Annotated in this window: 12 protein-coding genes and 1 tRNA gene; 7 read left to right on the top strand and 6 right to left on the bottom strand. The window is 67.1% G+C overall.

The genetic code is table 11. The annotated features are described in order from the left end of the window. Positions 1–93: 93 nt before the first annotated feature. From CQY20_RS00165 to CQY20_RS00150, 4 genes are all read left to right on the top strand, one after another. Positions 94–3,993, top strand: a complete 3,900-nt coding sequence (locus CQY20_RS00165) for a Pls/PosA family non-ribosomal peptide synthetase (protein ID WP_097937778.1) — start codon at positions 94–96, stop codon at positions 3,991–3,993. Beyond that, the gene (locus CQY20_RS00160) at positions 3,990–5,318 is read left to right on the top strand and encodes a M1 family metallopeptidase (RefSeq protein WP_097937628.1); all 1,329 of its coding nucleotides are present in this window, start codon (positions 3,990–3,992) and stop codon (positions 5,316–5,318) included. The genes CQY20_RS00165 and CQY20_RS00160 overlap by 4 nt, the downstream gene beginning before the upstream one ends. Beyond that, on the top strand, positions 5,315–6,559 hold the full coding sequence (locus tag CQY20_RS00155) for a hypothetical protein (RefSeq protein WP_097937627.1): 1,245 nt from the start codon (positions 5,315–5,317) through the stop codon (positions 6,557–6,559). The genes CQY20_RS00160 and CQY20_RS00155 overlap by 4 nt, the downstream gene beginning before the upstream one ends. A gap of 264 nt (positions 6,560–6,823) precedes the next feature. Further along, on the top strand, positions 6,824–7,201 hold the full coding sequence (locus tag CQY20_RS00150; RefSeq protein ID WP_234816045.1) for a DUF6188 family protein: 378 nt from the start codon (positions 6,824–6,826) through the stop codon (positions 7,199–7,201). A 328-nt stretch (positions 7,202–7,529) separates the two neighbouring features. On the opposite strand, the gene CQY20_RS00145 is transcribed toward CQY20_RS00150, so the two are convergent. From CQY20_RS00145 to CQY20_RS00135, 3 genes are read right to left on the bottom strand one after another with little or no spacing between them, the layout of a single operon-like run. Next, positions 7,530–8,474 (bottom strand): NAD-dependent epimerase/dehydratase family protein, encoded by a 945-nt coding sequence (locus CQY20_RS00145; protein WP_097937625.1) that lies wholly within the window; start codon positions 8,472–8,474, stop codon positions 7,530–7,532. A gap of 32 nt (positions 8,475–8,506) precedes the next feature. After that, on the bottom strand, positions 8,507–8,836 hold the full coding sequence (locus CQY20_RS00140) for a hypothetical protein (RefSeq protein WP_097937624.1): 330 nt from the start codon (positions 8,834–8,836) through the stop codon (positions 8,507–8,509). Beyond that, positions 8,812–10,104: an EspK C-terminal domain-containing protein gene (locus CQY20_RS00135; protein ID WP_165789232.1), complete on the bottom strand. Its 1,293-nt coding sequence runs from the start codon at positions 10,102–10,104 to the stop codon at positions 8,812–8,814. The genes CQY20_RS00140 and CQY20_RS00135 overlap by 25 nt, the downstream gene beginning before the upstream one ends. Before the next feature lie 85 nt (positions 10,105–10,189). Between CQY20_RS00135 and CQY20_RS34730 the strand changes: the two genes are divergently transcribed. After that, entirely contained in the window at positions 10,190–10,423 is a 234-nt protein-coding gene (locus CQY20_RS34730) for a hypothetical protein (protein ID WP_165789231.1), read from the top strand. 844 nt (positions 10,424–11,267) lie between these two features. On the opposite strand, the gene CQY20_RS00120 is transcribed toward CQY20_RS34730, so the two are convergent. After that, positions 11,268–11,753, bottom strand: a complete 486-nt coding sequence (locus tag CQY20_RS00120) for a hypothetical protein (protein ID WP_097937621.1) — start codon at positions 11,751–11,753, stop codon at positions 11,268–11,270. A 306-nt stretch (positions 11,754–12,059) separates the two neighbouring features. Between CQY20_RS00120 and CQY20_RS00115 the strand changes: the two genes are divergently transcribed. Both CQY20_RS00115 and CQY20_RS00110 read left to right on the top strand, forming a co-directional pair. Then, positions 12,060–13,847: a hypothetical protein gene (locus CQY20_RS00115; RefSeq protein ID WP_097937620.1), complete on the top strand. Its 1,788-nt coding sequence runs from the start codon at positions 12,060–12,062 to the stop codon at positions 13,845–13,847. Positions 13,848–13,862: 15 nt separating this feature from the next. After that, the gene (locus CQY20_RS00110; protein WP_097937619.1) at positions 13,863–14,204 is read left to right on the top strand and encodes a carboxymuconolactone decarboxylase family protein; all 342 of its coding nucleotides are present in this window, start codon (positions 13,863–13,865) and stop codon (positions 14,202–14,204) included. A 149-nt stretch (positions 14,205–14,353) separates the two neighbouring features. Here the strand turns inward: CQY20_RS00110 and CQY20_RS00105 are convergent. Beyond that, a tRNA-Thr gene (locus tag CQY20_RS00105) sits at positions 14,354–14,426 on the bottom strand. Positions 14,427–14,483: 57 nt separating this feature from the next. Then, complete coding sequence (locus CQY20_RS00100; protein WP_097937618.1) at positions 14,484–15,692, bottom strand: DNA polymerase III subunit delta'; 1,209 nt, start codon at positions 15,690–15,692, stop codon at positions 14,484–14,486. Between the last annotated feature and the right edge of the window lie 27 nt (positions 15,693–15,719).

Here is a 15,719-nt window from a genome sequence, read left to right as displayed (position 1 = left end):
GATTGCGCTCAGCGAGAATCCAACTGTGGCCGAAACCCGTTTGCCTGGCATCTCCGGGGCTGCACAGGCGCTGAGTACGTTGTAGGCGTGGCGATGCCGGAAGTACCTGCACAATACGTCCTGTCGCCGTACGCCCCCGAGCCGCGCACGCTGATCGACATCCTCTACGACACGGCGGCGCGCTACCCCGACGCCCCCGCGATCGACGACGGCTCGGTGCAGTTGACCTACAGCGAGTTGATCGCCGACATCGAAGACAGCGTCGCGTGGCTGGCGGCGCGCGGCATCGGCCGCGGCGACCGCATCGGCATCCGGATGCCGTCGGGCAGCTATGCGTTGTATGTGGCGATCCTGTCCACGCTCGCCACCGGCGCCGCCTATGTGCCGGTGGACGCCGACGATCCCGACGAGCGGGCCGCGCTGGTGTTTAGCGAGGCCAACGTCGTCGGGGTGATCACCGAGCGGGGCCTGATCCGCGGCGTCGGCGAGTCGCGCGGCTGGCGGGCGACGTCGCCGCTGGGCCGCGACGACGCGTGGATCATCTTCACCTCGGGTTCGACCGGAACCCCCAAGGGCGTGGCGGTCACCCACCGCAGCGCCGCTGCCTTCGTCGACGCCGAAGCGCGGATATTCTTGCAGGACAATCCGATTCGGCCCGGTGATCGGGTGCTGGCTGGGTTGTCTGTCGCGTTCGACGCGTCCTGCGAGGAGATGTGGCTGGCCTGGCGAAACGGCGCCTGCCTGGTGCCCGCGCCACGGTCGCTGGTGCGCAGCGGAATGGACCTCGGGCCGTGGCTGGTGTCGAAGGACATCACGGTGGTTTCGACGGTGCCGACGCTGGCCGCGCTGTGGCCGGCCGAAGCACTCGAATCGGTGCGGCTGGTGATCTTCGGCGGTGAGGCGTGCCCGCCGGAGCTCGCCGAGCGGCTGGCCGTCGACGGGCGCGAGGTGTGGAACACCTACGGCCCCACCGAAACCACCGTCGTCGCCTGCGCGGCCAGGCTCGACGGCACCGGCCCGGTCAGCATCGGGCTGCCGCTGCCTGGCTGGGACCTCGCCGTCGTCGATCGCGACGGCGTTCCGGTGCAGGCAGGCGAAATCGGTGAGCTGGTGATCGGCGGCGTCGGGCTGGCCCGCTACCTGGACCCGGGCAAGGACGCCGAGAAGTATGCGCCGATGCCAACGCTGGGCTGGAACCGCGCGTACCGCAGCGGGGATCTCGTCCGCCTCGAACACGAAGGCCTCATCTTCTGCGGGCGCGCCGACGACCAGGTGAAGGTCGGCGGACGCCGCATCGAACTCGGCGAAGTGGACGCGGCCCTGGTGAACCTGCCCGGGGTGAGCGGCGGCGCTGCGGCGGTGCGCAGAACCGCCAGCGGCACCCCCCTGTTGGTGGGCTACGTCTGCGCCCCTGGCACCGACTTCGATCTGTCGGCGGCGCGCAAGAGATTGTCCGAATCGTTGCCTGCGGCGCTGGTGCCGCGGCTCGTGCTCGTCGACGAGCTGCCGACGCGAACGTCCGGCAAGGTGGACCGCGACGCGCTGCCGTGGCCCGTCGACGACGAAAACGTCGACACCACACCGGATCTCGGCGGCACGATGGGGTGGTTGGCGCACTTGTGGCGCGACGTGCTGGCCGCGCCGGTGGACGGTCCGGAGGCCGACTTCTTCGCGCTCGGCGGCGGCTCGTTGTCGGCGGCGCAGTTGGTCGCCGGGCTGCGGCAGCGCTACCCGCAGGTGACGGTCGCCGACCTCTACGACCATCCGCGGCTGGGGTCGCTGGCCGGTTTCCTCGACGAGATGGATCCGCCGCCGCAGGTACAAAAGCGCACGGTGCGGCCGATACCGTTGGCGGCGCAGACTTTTCAGGTCGCGATGTCGCTGCCGCTGGCGACGTTGCGGGGTGTGCAGTGGGTGGTGTGGCTGGCGTTGCTGAACAACGTGGCCGCCGCGCTGACCCCGGTGCCGTGGCTGGCGTCGCTGAACTGGTGGTGGATCCTGGCGGGCTTCCTGCTGTTCGTCACACCGATCGGGCGGATGGGCATCGCCGCGCTGTGCGCGCGCATGTTGATCGGCTTCCTCAAGCCGGGCACCTATCCGCGCGGCGGCACGGTGCACATGCGGGTCTGGCTGGCCGAACGAATAGCCGACGCCAGCGGCGCGGAGAACCTCGCAGGTGCGCCGTGGATGGTGTATTACGCACGCGCGCTGGGCAATAAGGTCGGCAAGGGCGTCGACCTGCACTCGACGCCACCGGTCACGGGCATGCTGACCCTCGGGCATCGCTGCGCGATCGAGCCCGAGGTGGATCTGTCGGGGCACTGGATCGACGGCGATCAATTTTACGTCGGCACGATCACGATCGGCAACGACGCCACCGTCGGGGCGCGCACCACGCTGCTGCCCGGTACGACGGTCGGCAAGAACGCCTACGTCGCAGCGGGATCGGGCGTGATCGGTCGGGTCAAGAAGGGGCAGTACTGGAAGGGATCGCCGGCGGCGAAGTCCGGTAAAGCCCGCCATCCGTGGCCGGAAGATCGCCCGGGCCGGGCGCCGCTGTGGGTGTTGATCTACGGGGTGACGTCACTGCTGTTGAGCGCGTTGCCGCTGCTGGCGTTGGGGTGCGGGCTGGCGGTGATCGGTTGGGGGATCCGGGATTCGGCGTCACTAGCCGACGCGGTCGTGCCCGCGCTGTTGTGGACACCGGTGGCCGCACTGGTCGCCGTTGTCGTGTATGCGGTGTTGACGGTGCTCGGGGTGCGGGTGCTGTCGCTGTGGCTGCGCGAGGGCTATCACCCGGTGCGCAGTCGCGTCGGCTGGCAGGTGTGGGCGATCGAACGGCTGATGGACGCCGCACGGCACTACCTGTTCCCGCTGTATGCCAGCCTTCTCACGCCGGTGTGGCTGCGGGTGCTCGGCGCGAAGGTCGGCCGCGGCACCGAGATCTCCACGGCCCTGCTGACGCCGAAGTTCACCGAAATCGAGGACAGCGCGTTCCTGGCCGACGACACCATGGTGGCGTCTTACGAACTCGGCGGCGGCTGGCTGCATGTCGCGAAGGCGAAGATCGGCAAGCGGGCGTTCCTGGGAAATTCGGGCATCACACAGCCGGGCCGCAAGGTGCCCGACGACGGGCTCGTCGCGGTGCTCTCGGCCGCGCCGCAGAAGGCCAAAGCCGGGTCCTCGTGGTTGGGCAGTCCGCCGATTCGGTTGCGCCGCAAACCGACCGCGGCCGATGTGCTGCGGACCTTCCATCCACCGATGCGGTTGAAGGTCATGCGTGCGTTCGTCGAGATGTGCCGGCTGGTGCCGCTGATCGTGACGTTTGGGATCGGTGTCGGGGTCCTGTTGGCGCTGCAGGCGCTGACGCTGTCGTTCGGCTATCTGTGGGCCGCGCTCGCCAGCGGCGTCGTGTTGTTGGCGGCCGGCGCGGTCGCCGGTGTGATCGCGGTGATCGCGAAGTGGGTTCTGGTAGGCCGCATCCGTGCCGTCGAGCATCCGCTGTGGTCGCCGTTCGTGTGGCGCAACGAGGTGTCTGACGCATTCGTGGAGACGGTCGCGGCGCCGTGGTTCGCGCGCGCCGCCACCGGCACCCCGGTGATGAACCTGTGGCTGCGTGCGTTGGGCGCGAAGATCGGCCGCGGCGTGTGGTGCGAGTCGTACTGGCTGCCCGAGGCCGATCTGGTGACGCTTTCCAGAGGCGCGACGGTCAACCGCGGTTGTGTCGTGCAGACGCATCTGTTCCATGACCGGGTGATGCGACTCGACACCGTCGTGCTCGAGGAGGGCGCGACTCTGGGACCGCACTGCGTCGCGCTGCCCGCCGCACGCCTCGGGGAGGGCGCCACCGTCGGCCCGGCGTCGCTGGTGATGCGTGGCGACAAGGTGCCGCCGTCGACGCGGTGGCAGGGCAATCCGATCGCGCCGTGGAACATCGTTCGCAAGAAGCGCAGCGGGGCCGCCGACAAGGTGGCCGAGGAAGTCGCGGCGTGACGCGTACCAAGAAGGCGGCCCGCAAGATTCCGGTCATCGACCCGTATCTGCCGCACAACGGCAACTTCGGCTACCGGGTGTCGCGCTATGAGCTCGACCTCGAGTACAAGGTGGCGATCAACCGGCTGGCGGGTTCGGCGACGATCACGGCGGTGACGCTGGCGCAGCTGCGGACCTTCACGCTCGACCTGTCCGACGCCCTGAGCGTTTCGAAGGTGACCGTGAACGGCCGCAAGCCCGCATCGTTCGGCTGCTCGCACGACAAGCTGCACATCGCGCTGCCGTCACCGTTGCCCGCCGGCGCGGCGATGACGGTTTCTGTGCGATACGGCGGGGCACCGCGTCCGATCCGATCACATTGGGGTGACGTCGGTTTCGAGGAGCTGACCGAAGGCGCGCTGGTGGCAGGTCAGCCCAACGGTGCCGCGTCCTGGTTCCCCTGCGACGACCATCCCAGCGCGAAGGCCAGCTTCCGTATCCAGATCAGCACCGAGAATCCGTATCGGGTGATCGCCAACGGCGAGTTGATATCCCGTCGCACCCGCGCGGCGATGACGACGTGGACGTACGAACTGGCCGAGCCGACGTCGACGTATCTGATCACCCTGCAGATCGGCATGTACGAGATATACCGGCTGCAGAAGTCGCCGGTGCTGATGCAAGCGGCGCTGCCGGCGCGGCTGAAGCGCAACTTCGATCATGACTTCGGTCGGCAGCCTGAGATGATGAAGGTGTTCGCCAAGCGCTTCGGTCCGTATCCGCTGCCGACCGGCTACACCGTCGTCGTCACCGACGACGATCTGGAAATTCCGCTTGAGGCGCAAGGTATTTCGATCTTCGGCGCCAACCACTGCGACGGTACGGGCTCGTCGGAACGGTTGATCGCCCACGAACTGGCCCATCAGTGGTTCGGCAATTCGGTGACGGCGCGGCGCTGGCGCGACATCTGGTTGCACGAGGGCTTCGCCTGCTACGCGGAGTGGTTGTGGTCGGAGGAGTCCGGCGGCCGAAGCGCCGACGAGTGGGCCCGTCACTACCATGCGCGGTTGACCAAGTCGCCGCAGGATCTGCTGCTGTCCGACCCCGGCCCGCGCGACATGTTCGACGACCGGGTGTACAAGCGCGGGGCGCTGACGTTGCACGCGCTGCGCCGGTGCATCGGTGACGCGAATTTCTTTACTCTGCTGCAGGATTGGGCTGCTAGGTATCGGCATGCCACCGCGGTCACCGACGATTTCACCGGTCTTGCGGCCAACTACGCGGATGTCTCGCTGCGCTCGCTGTGGGACGGGTGGCTGTATTCCAAGGACGTGCCGGCATTGTGACCGACGCGGGCACCCCTACCGGCCCGATCACACGCGGCAGCGTCGCGCGGGTCGGCGTCGCAACGGCCATCACCGCGCTGTGCGGGTATGCGGTGTTGTATCTGGCTGCGCGCGACCTGGAACCGGCAGGCTTCTCCGTCTTCGGCGTGTTCTGGGGCGCGTTCGGATTGGTCACCGGTGCGGCGTTCGGGCTGCTGCAGGAGGCGACGCGCGAAGTCCGCTCGGCCGGTTACACGGAGGCGGTGTCGGGGCCGCGCACGCATCCGATGAGGGTGGCGGCGCTGGTCGGCGTCGGCGCGGCGGCGGTGATCGCGGGAACGTCGCCGCTGTGGTCGGGGCATGTGTTCGTCGCGTCGCGATGGTTGAGCGTCGTGCTCCTCAGTGTGGGGTTGGCCGGGTTCTGTCTGCACGCGACGCTGCTGGGCATGCTGGCCGGCGTCGGGCGATGGACGCAGTACGGCGCGCTGATGGTGACGGATGCGGCGATCCGGGTGGTGGTCGCGGCGGCCACATTCGTCGTCAGTTGGGGGTTGGTCGGCTACCTGTGGGCGACGGTCGCGGGCGCGGTGGCCTGGCTGCTGCTGTTGATCGCCTCGCCTGCCACGCGGGCGGCGGCGCGGCTGCTGACACCGGGCGGAACGGTGACTTTCCTGCGGGGCGCGGCGCATTCGATCGCCGCGGCAGGGGCAAGCGCGATTCTGGTGATGGGGTTCCCGGTGCTGTTGAAGGCGACGTCGGGTGATCTGGGGGCGACGGGTGGCGTGGTGATTCTGGCGGTGACGCTGACCCGCGCCCCGCTGCTGGTGCCGCTGACGGCGATGCAGGGCAATCTGATCGCGCATTTCGTCGACCAGCGCGCCGACCGGTTGCGGTCGTTGGTGGCTCCGGCGGCGGTGGTGGCCGGTTTGGGCGCGCTCGGGGTGGTGCTCGCCGACATCTTCGGGCCGTGGCTGCTGCGGGTGGCGTTCGGTGAGGAGTACCGGGCCGGCGGCGGGTTGCTGGCCTGGCTGACGGCGGCGGCGATCGCGATCGCGCTGCTGACGCTGACGGGGGCGGCGACGGTGGCTTTCGCGCTGCATCGGTCCTATTCGGCGGGTTGGGTGATCGCGACGGTGGCGGCGACGTTGCTGCTGCTGCTCCCCCTGGATTTGCAGACGCGCACAGTGATTGCGCTGCTGTGCGGCCCGCTGGTAGGAATCGCGGTGCATCTGCTGGCGCTCGCCCGGATTTCGGCACCGTGACCGTATTTCGGCATCGCGACCGTATTTCGGCATCGCTACCGTATTTCGGCATCGCGACCGTGCGTGTCTGCGGCCGACACGCCGTAAGAATTCGGGAGTTTGCGCACGCTCGATGCCTGAAAACCGTTCACTTCGGTCGCCAGTTCGGCTCTACGCTTGGTGAGTGGCGAGCGGGCGGGAGCGACCGGTGGATAACAGCCGCGCGCAAACGCATGTATCTCGCGATGCCGCTGCACGTTGTGCCGTCGTCAATTGGTGGCCGTCATGGATCTAGGCTTACGCGGCAGGAGCATTCAGTCTCAGCACATCGAATACGGGCTCACGATGTCGCTTTCCGGCGGCTATTTCCTCCGACTTGATAGCCCCTTCACCTTGATGCTCGATGGCGAGACCACGGATCTTTCGCCGCAGACGGATCCGCCCGAGCGCTTGGTAGCAATCGAGCAACTGATCGGCCGGGTGATCACCGAATCCGTCGTGGACGATTCAGGTGTACTGACAATCGCGTTTGACAACGGAGCCGTCATCACATGTCTGCCCGACGACCATTACGAGGCGTGGATGATGACTGCGCCCAAGGGATGGACAGTCGCCGGCACGCCCGGCGGAGAGGTTGGCGTCTGGATTTCTGAAGAGCCGTAGAAACCAGCAATCTCAATGCAATTGGGGTGCGTTATGGCGAAATTCGTGTGCGTGTGGTACGACGATACGGACCAGCGGTGATGTCCCGAACGAGAATGAGTGGAAGTTGCTCTCCGACACCGACTTTGACAATTACAGCGGTCGGGTTGATGTCGAAGAATTGTACCTAGCGGCAACCATTGCGTTCCGTTGTCCCGTGAGCGGTCATCTCTGGATCTATTGGGACGGCTTCGACAAGTCCCCTCAGCTTTATGAGCCGATACGCGGCGGCGAGCTGGCGGCGCCAAGCTTGCATGCCGCGCTTCCGCATGAAGTAAACCCGCGATAGTCAGATCTCTTGTTCTTCGCGGAAGAACGCGACCGTTCTGGCGATGCCCTCTTCCAAGTCGACCTTCGGTGTCCAGCCCAGCACTGTCTTGGCGCGGGTGATGTCGAGGCAGGACCGGCGGAGGTCTCCGAGCCTTGGCGGATGAAACTCCGGCTCGTCAGGCTTACCGGCCGCGGCGGCAATTGCCGAATGCAGTTGGCGCGTCGACGTTTCCACGCCGGTGCCGATGTTGAACCGCAGCCCGCCGCCCTGGTCACCGGCGGCGCGAACAAACGCGTCGACGACGTCGTCGACGAAAACGTAATCGCGAGTGTCGGTGCCGTCACCGAAGATCTTCGTCGGCTTGCCCGCGAGCAGAGCGCGCGAGAAGATGGCGACGACGCCGGCCTCGCCGTGCGGATCTTGGCGTGGCCCATACACATTCGCGGGTGCGATGTGTGAGCAGTCGAGGCCGTACAGGTTGCGGAACGTGTTGAGATAGATCTCGCCGGCGACCTTGCTCGCCGCGTATGGCGAAGCTGGGTTGTTGGGCGCGTCCTCACTCGTCGGGAAGCTCGGCGGTGTTCCGTATACCGATCCTCCCGACGAGGTGTGCACGATCTTGCGAACCTCGGCGCGCCGCGCGGCCTCGGCGAGACGGACGGTGCCGACGACGTTCACCGACGCGTCAAGTTGTGGGTCTGCGACGGAACGGCTCACGGATATCTGTGCGGCGAGGTGAAAGATCACCTCGGGACGAACATCGGTGAGCAGGCCGATCAGATCGGCATCCACGATGTCGGCCTTGACGAAGTCGAAGTCCGAGCTTCGATCGGCGACGCCGAGGTTGGCGCTGTTGCCCGAGCTGAGATCGTCAAGACCAATGACGGTGTGTCCGTCTGCAAGAAGACGATCAACCAGGGTGGAGCCGATGAACCCGGCCGCCCCCGTCACCAGTGTGCGCATCGGCTACACCATACCGATGAGCGCTGTGCAAGTCAGACTTCGGTAATACCCGCTTCGGGGACCCCGGTCTGGACCTCGGTGATCGTTTCGACGTTTTGTTCTTCCTGCGCCCGCATGGCTTCGATGGCTTGGACGGACGCGGCGTAGTGCTGAGTACCGCGGCTGGCGATGGCTTCGGCCGATGCCGCGGCTTTCTCGGCAGCAGCCGCGGCCACGGCGTTGAGTGCCACATCGATCGGGCTGGCCGGAGGCGACGGAGGCGGCACCGGGCCGGGCACGGCGGCTTCGGCCATCGTCGCGGCGATCTTGTTGACGTGACCGAGCGTCTCGTCGGGGTTCAGCTTGATGTTCTTGCTGGCCATAGCTGGCCCTCCTTGCTGACTTGCTCAGTGGCATAGACGATATCGGCATAGTCGGGGTTATCACCACGCCAAAGCGAAAGTGCTTCCACGGCCCGGTCGAGGTTGTGATGGGCGCGATACAGGACGGTGGTGTTCGGATCGCCGGACGGCTCGACCTCGATGAAGCCAGGCCGCATGAACAGCGACTTGCCGTAGAGCCGCACCTCGGCGAGTGCCGACCACTGGTCGTCGGACACGGGGGTGCCCGCAGCGAGCGCGCCGAGGATTTCGCGGATGACGGGCGCGACTTCGATATGAAGAATCTCCGCGCCCGCGAGAGCGGTCGCGACGGCACCGGCGGTGGCTTCCCATGCGGTCGAACCACGTTCGTTTGCAGCAAGATTGGCGTCGGTGAGCTCCTCGTAGCGCTGTGGGGACATCACCGCGAGCCGGTGTACGCGGGAGTCGTCGAGTTCGGGCGCGGGCGTGGCCGGGTCGATCGGCGACCGCGTGGAGTCGCAGTCCTGGTAGTGCGGCACCCCAGCGCGGCGGGCGGGCAGAACGGACGAACCGCCGGGGTCGGTGGTGGCGGCGACGGCGTAGAGTTCGACGTTCGGGTCGAGGACGGCGCGTTCCGCGGCATAGGCGACCATGATCGCGGTCGGGTTGACCCAGCCGAACCACTTGGCATGGAAGCCGGCGCTGAGCTCCGGATCGACGAAAAGCACACGGGCAGAACGAGGTACGTACACGCCGGGGGGAATGTAGCTGGCTCCGTCATTGCTGACGATGACGGTCTCGGTACCGGTGGCGAGCTTGAAGATGCCGACGCACCAGTGCAGGCCGGGATACATCCGCGACGCGTGCAACAGCTCATAGGCGAGTTCGACGGCGTCGTCGAGGTGTTGATCCTTGGTTTCCGAGCTGACCATCGCCGCGCCGGTGCCGGTGGCGGCGATGCCCGATGTGGCGAGCACGCTCGGCGGCACACCGGTTGACGAGACGCCGGCGGACGCGGCGGCTGCGGGCATCGATGCCGCACCGCCCGAGCCGCTCGCGGAGACGGTGGGCGCCGGGGGCGTCGGGGTTCCTTTGGGCAGGTCGGAGCCGAAAGCGGCGAGGTTCCCCGGCGGCGGGGCGGCGGCGATCATCGGTGCCGGAGTGCCGGATGATGCCGCGGGAGGGGGCGAAGCCGATTGACCGACGACGGGCCCGGCGGCCGCGGCGGGCGGCGGCGCCGACGCGGGGTGCGACGCCGGGGCGATCTCCGTGGCCGCTGGGGGTGTCATAGGCGTTTGCGGCGTCGTCGGCACAGACGGCGGCAGCGGAGCCCCGCCGGCGGCGAGCCCCTTGGCGAAGCCCTGCGACAGATCGTTGGCCGCCGTAGCGGGCGTCGGCAGGCTGGCAGGCGTCGTCGGCGTCGGTGTCGAGGGCATGCTCGGCGTGCTGGGCATGCTTGGAGTGCTCGGCATGGAGGGCATCGACGGCGGCTTTATCCCGCCACCGCCGCCTGCGCCAGACAGTCCGGAGACGGGGGCCATCGGCGGGATAACCGCGCCGCCACCGGTCTGGGGTTGTGATGCTGCTGGGAGAATTGATGCAGGCTGAGAGTCATGGCCCTCGACACGGACAGGTGCTTCATGCCCGGGGAGCGTGGAGCCCACGTGACCGTCGGCACTCTGGGAGACCGAGTCATCAACTCGAACTGGATCCGAGTCAACATCTGGGCGAGCTGGCTCCGGAGTTGCGCCTGGCTCGGGTTTCACTACAGAGTCGTGACCATCCACCCGCACCGGACGCTGGGGAGGTTGTGGAGGAACGTCTTGCGGGATCGTCTCGTTGCCTGCCATAAAAAATTGTGGTTGAGGACGCGGACTATACGGCTCTGCTTGAGTAGGTAAGCCGGACACGCTGGCCGGTGTCGGTGCGGACGCCGACTCAACCCTGAAACCCTGCGAAGCGATATTTGCCGCTGCAGCTGAGGACGCCGCCATCGCAGCCGCTCGAGCTTGCGAGAGAATCGCCCAAATCATGGACAGCACAGCCCAACCGCCGAACACCCCGCCCTTCTGGCTGTCGATGAGTTCCTGAATCGCTCCGTGCGCCTCACGATCGATCGCATCCAGCTGCAGCCGAGCCTCTTCGACGATGTCAGCACATTTGTTGATCGCACCAGCCATTTCAGCGAACAGATCCGACTGCGACTCAACGGCCTTGCTGTCGCTCTGATAGGTCGCGTGCATGGACTCGATCATCGCTCCGTCATTACTCGAGAGGATCGAAGCAGCGGACGAACTTACCTGTCCTGCCGCGGTCCGAGAGGCCTGCGCGAAAGTTTGTTGTGCACTCGCTACTCCCGCCCATGGGCTAGGGGAAGTTTCGGGCCACAGCCCATCGAGGATCAAGTGCGAGAACTTGCGATTCGGTTTGACCTCGCCAGCGCCTCCGACTGCTACCACCGAACGCCGACCTTGTAGCAAGTTCCGAGGGGCCCGCCGTAAGCGACAATTGCAGAATCATAAGTGGTGGTGTCAAAAGGATCAGGCCCGCGTTCCTTATACATATTTTCGCTGTAGAGCAACAACCCATCGATATAGCGCTGGAGCGTACGAGTGAGGTAGCGCGGGGGGTCCGCATGCTCATTCAAAATTTTCTGGATGCGATTAGCCCAATCTGCTGTTTCGGCTTTGAACCCTGCGATCGCATTCAAGCGCTCCGGCGAATCGGGAGTTCCTGTCCGCAGAAAAGCGTTGGTGCGATCACTAGCTTCTCTCATGAGCGGGCCAATTGCCTCGCAGAGCGCCTTGTCGGCGTCATCTACGAACAGTTGCTGCGGAGCGGCTTGAGGAACGGCAGGCTGAGGCGGTAACGCAGGTTCCCGCGTGACCGCGACGATCGACACCACCAGTGCGGCAACTCCCAGCAGCACGGCTAGCACTACGCCGGACGCTAAGAGACCGGTTCGGCCTGTCCGCGGAGAGGGGCTCGGGCGGGGAGCCGACGGGTGCGGGGCATAACCGGGCCCGGCCTGGGGAGGGCCGCTTCCTGGCGGAGGAGCGCCATAACCAGGCGGATAGGGCGAGCTTCCAGTCATTGTTCCAGCGTAAAGGCATCCCGAATCGCATCGCAGCAGCTGTTGTGAACGCGTGACCGGCCCCGATTGGCTGGCAGCACCGCCAGGATCGCTGGCCAACCCGTCCGACCCGTACCCTCGAAGGGTCCCGCCGACCAGCAGAAAGGACGTATGGCAGTCCGGCTGACCCGCACCAACTGGGTTGCATCGACCGCCATCGCCCTGATCGCGGTCCAACTCGTCCTCCGGGCGATCCTGGCCTTCAAGGGCTACTTCTACTGGGACGACCTCATCCTCATCGGCCGCGCCGGCACCCAGAGCCTCTTCTCCCCCGCCTACCTGTTCGACGACCACGACGGCCACGTCATGCCCGCCGCCTTTCTCGTCGCGGGCGTGATCGCCCACCTGGCACCGCTGAACTGGGTCGGGCCGGCCATCAGCCTGGTGGTTCTACAGCTCCTCGCCTCACTCGCGCTCCTACGAGCCCTCCACGTCATCCTTGGGTGGCGGCCCGTCCTGTTGATCCCGCTGATGTTCGCGCTGTTCACTCCTCTCGGCATCCCCGGATTCGCCTGGTGGGCAGCCGCGTTGAACTCGCTGCCGATGCTCACCGCGATGGCATGGGTCACGGCAGACGCGATCCTGCTGGTGCGCACCGGCCAAAAGCGCTACGCCGTCACCGGATTCCTCGTCTTTCTCGGTGGCCTGCTCTTCTTCGAAAAGGCCGCCGTCATCCCCTTCGTCGCATTCACCGTCGCAGCGCTTCTCGCGCATGTCACAGGTGACGCGAAGGCTCTGCGCACCGTTTGGCAACGCGGACAACACCTCTGGATCAGCTCACTCACACTCACCGCCGCCTGGATCGTTCTCTACGTCATCATCGTCGACCAGGAACGGTGGAGCCGCGACCTCCCCATGACTCGAGACCTCTTGATCCGCTCCATCACTCACGGCATCATTCCCGGGCTCGCCGGCGGGCCGTGGGACTGGCAACGCTGGGCCCCGGCGTCGCCCTGGGCGACACCACCGGCCACCGCCATGGCGCTCGGCTGGCTGGCGCTCGCCGCCGTCGTGACCGTGTCATTCCTCCGCAAGCAACGCATCGGCCTGCTGTGGCTCACCGCCGTCGGCTACGCCATCGCCTGCCAGATCCCGATTTATCTTCTGCGCTCATCGAAATTCACCGCGTTGGAGCTCGCGCAGACCCTTCGCTACTTCCCCGACCTCGTCATCGTGCTCACGCTGCTCGCGGCCGTGGGTCTCTGCGCCCCGAACCGCGAACGCTCCCGTTGGCTCGACGCCTCGCCCACGCGCACCGCGATAATCGTCACCGCCACAGCAGCTTTCGTCGTCAGCAGTCTGTACTCCACCGCGACCTTCACGACGATCTGGCAAGACAATCCCGCACAACCGTACCTGCAGAACGCCCGAGCCGGGCTGGCCAAAGCCCACCAGACCTCCAGCGCTCCGATGCTTGACCAAGAAGTCGACCCGTTCGTCCTTCAACGGGTGGCCGCACCCGAAAACCTGGCGAGCCACATGTTCGCACTACTGCGTGACCGGCCCGAATTCGCCGACAGCACAACCGAACTGCGCATGCTCGACAATCGCGGCAACCTCGTCGACGCCAAGGTCACCTGGGTCCGCACCATTGTCCCCGGACCCGACCCGAAGTGCGGATACCTCGTCCAGCCCGACTTCCCGGCCCGCATGCCACTCGACGGGCCGCTGCTGCCGTCGGACTGGACCGCCGAAATCAATTACCTTGCCAACAGCGAAGGCTCCATGACACTGTCGCTCAGCGAGGGCAAGGACATCAAGGTGCCGGTACACCCTGGCCTCAACCGGGTCTTCGTGCGTCTGCCCGGCGCCGGCGACGCCATCAACGTGCGCGCCAACACCGCCGCGCTGTCCATCTGCGTCGCATCCGGGCCCGTGGGTTACCTCGCCCCGGTCTGATGCGACAGTGAGCGCATGACTGATGTGCGCGAAACAGGAACCAACGTCTTCCGTCAGCTGATGCCCGGCGTCCTGGGCGACGACGCAACCCTTCCGAAGGGCGGTTTCGCCGACGAGCTGTTCGAGATCGCCGTCGACAACGTCTTCGGCCGGCTGTGGGGACGCAGCCTCGTCACTCTGGGCATGCTCATCGCGCTGCGCGCCACCGACGAGCTGGCCATCCATTTCCGGATCGCCCGCACCAACGGGCTGACCGACGACGAGATCGCCGAGGTCATCTACCACTCCAGCGGCTATGCGGGCTTCCCGGCCGCCTCGACGGCGAACAGGATTGCCCAGGAGACGCTCGGCGAGTAGCAACACAGCGGGCCGCGAGGGTGCGCAAACTTCGCAATTCACACGGCGTGTCGCCCGCAGACACGCACTCTCGCGCGAAAAAAGGGGGTGCCGCGCGAAAAAGGGGGTGCCGCGCGAAAAAGGGGGTGCCGCGCGAATCGACAAGTGAGAGCCACCTGGGGGAATCGAACCCCCGACCTATTCATTACGAGTGAATCGCTCTGCCGACTGAGCTAAGGTGGCACGCCCGGAGCGAGCCGGGCGGCACGAGTCTACGGCAGGCCCCGGCGAGCGCCCAAGTCAGTTCCGCAGCGCCCGCCCGACGGTGGCGACCATCGCGTCGACGGCGAACTTCGGCTTCACGTTGACCGCCAGCGCCTCGCGGCACTCCAGCACGGCCTCGATGCAGCGCAGCAGGCGGTCCGGCGGCACCGCCGCCGCCATCGCCGCGACCTTGTCGGCCATGTCGGGGTGGTTGGGCTGCACCGTCTCCGCGTGCGCCGACACCAGCAGGGCGTCGCGGAAGTACGTCGCCAGGTCGATCAGCGCGCGATCCAGCGCGTCGCGCGAGGCCCGCGTCTGGCGTGACTTTTGCCTGCGTTCAAGGTCTCTGATCGCGCCCGTCGCACCCCGCAGAGCGCCCGCGGTGCCCTTGCCCGTGCCGCCCGCACCGAGCGCGGTGCGCAGCTCCTCGGTCTCGGCCTCGTTGCGGTCGACGGTCAGCGCCATCGCCTCGGCCTCGGCGGCCGCCACCAGCTCCTCGGCGGCGGCGAACGCCCGCGACGGCGTGGCGGCGTCCCGCGCCAGCCCCAGCGCCCGCTCACGCCTGCGGCGGGCCTCCTCGTCGGTGGCGAGCCGACGGGCCCGCCCGACATGCCCGCCGCTGACCGACGCCGCCCATGTGGCGTCCTCGGCGGGAATCCCGTCCCGCTCGATCAGCACCTGCGCGATGGCCTCCACCGGCGGCGTCACCAACGCCACGTGGCGGCAGCGCGAGCGCAGCGTGATCGCGATGTCCTCCGGGTCCACCGACGGCGCGCACAGCAGGAACACCGTCGAGGCCGGTGGTTCCTCGACCACCTTGAGCAGCGCATTCGCGGCGCCTTCAGTCAGCCGGTCGGCGTCCTCGATCACGACGATCTGCCAGCGCCCCGTGCCCGGCCGCCGCGACGCGATCTGCACGATGGTGCGCATCTCGTCCACGCCGATCGACAGCCCCTCGGGGATGATCCGCCGCACGTCGGCGTGGGTGCCGGCCATCGTCGTCGTGCACGCCCGGCACTCCCCGCACCCGGGCACCCCGTCGGACGTGCACTGCAGCGCGGCCGCGAAGCACAGCGCCGCCACCGAGCGGCCCGACCCCGGTGGCCCCGTGATCAGCCAGGCATGAGTCATGGTGCCTGTAGCGTCGGCGCTGTGAGCAGGATCACGGCGCGCAGCCTGCGCCGCGGCCACAAGTTCGGCCTCCACAGCGCCCTGGCCGACCAGACGTGAAAAAACACCCGCCATCGCAGGTAACAGTAGTGCTGCGAACCG

The organism is Mycolicibacterium agri (genome assembly GCF_002553505.1).
Classification (GTDB): Bacteria; Actinomycetota; Actinomycetes; order Mycobacteriales; family Mycobacteriaceae; genus Mycobacterium; species Mycobacterium agri.
This window is presented reverse-complemented; position numbering and strand designations above follow the sequence as displayed.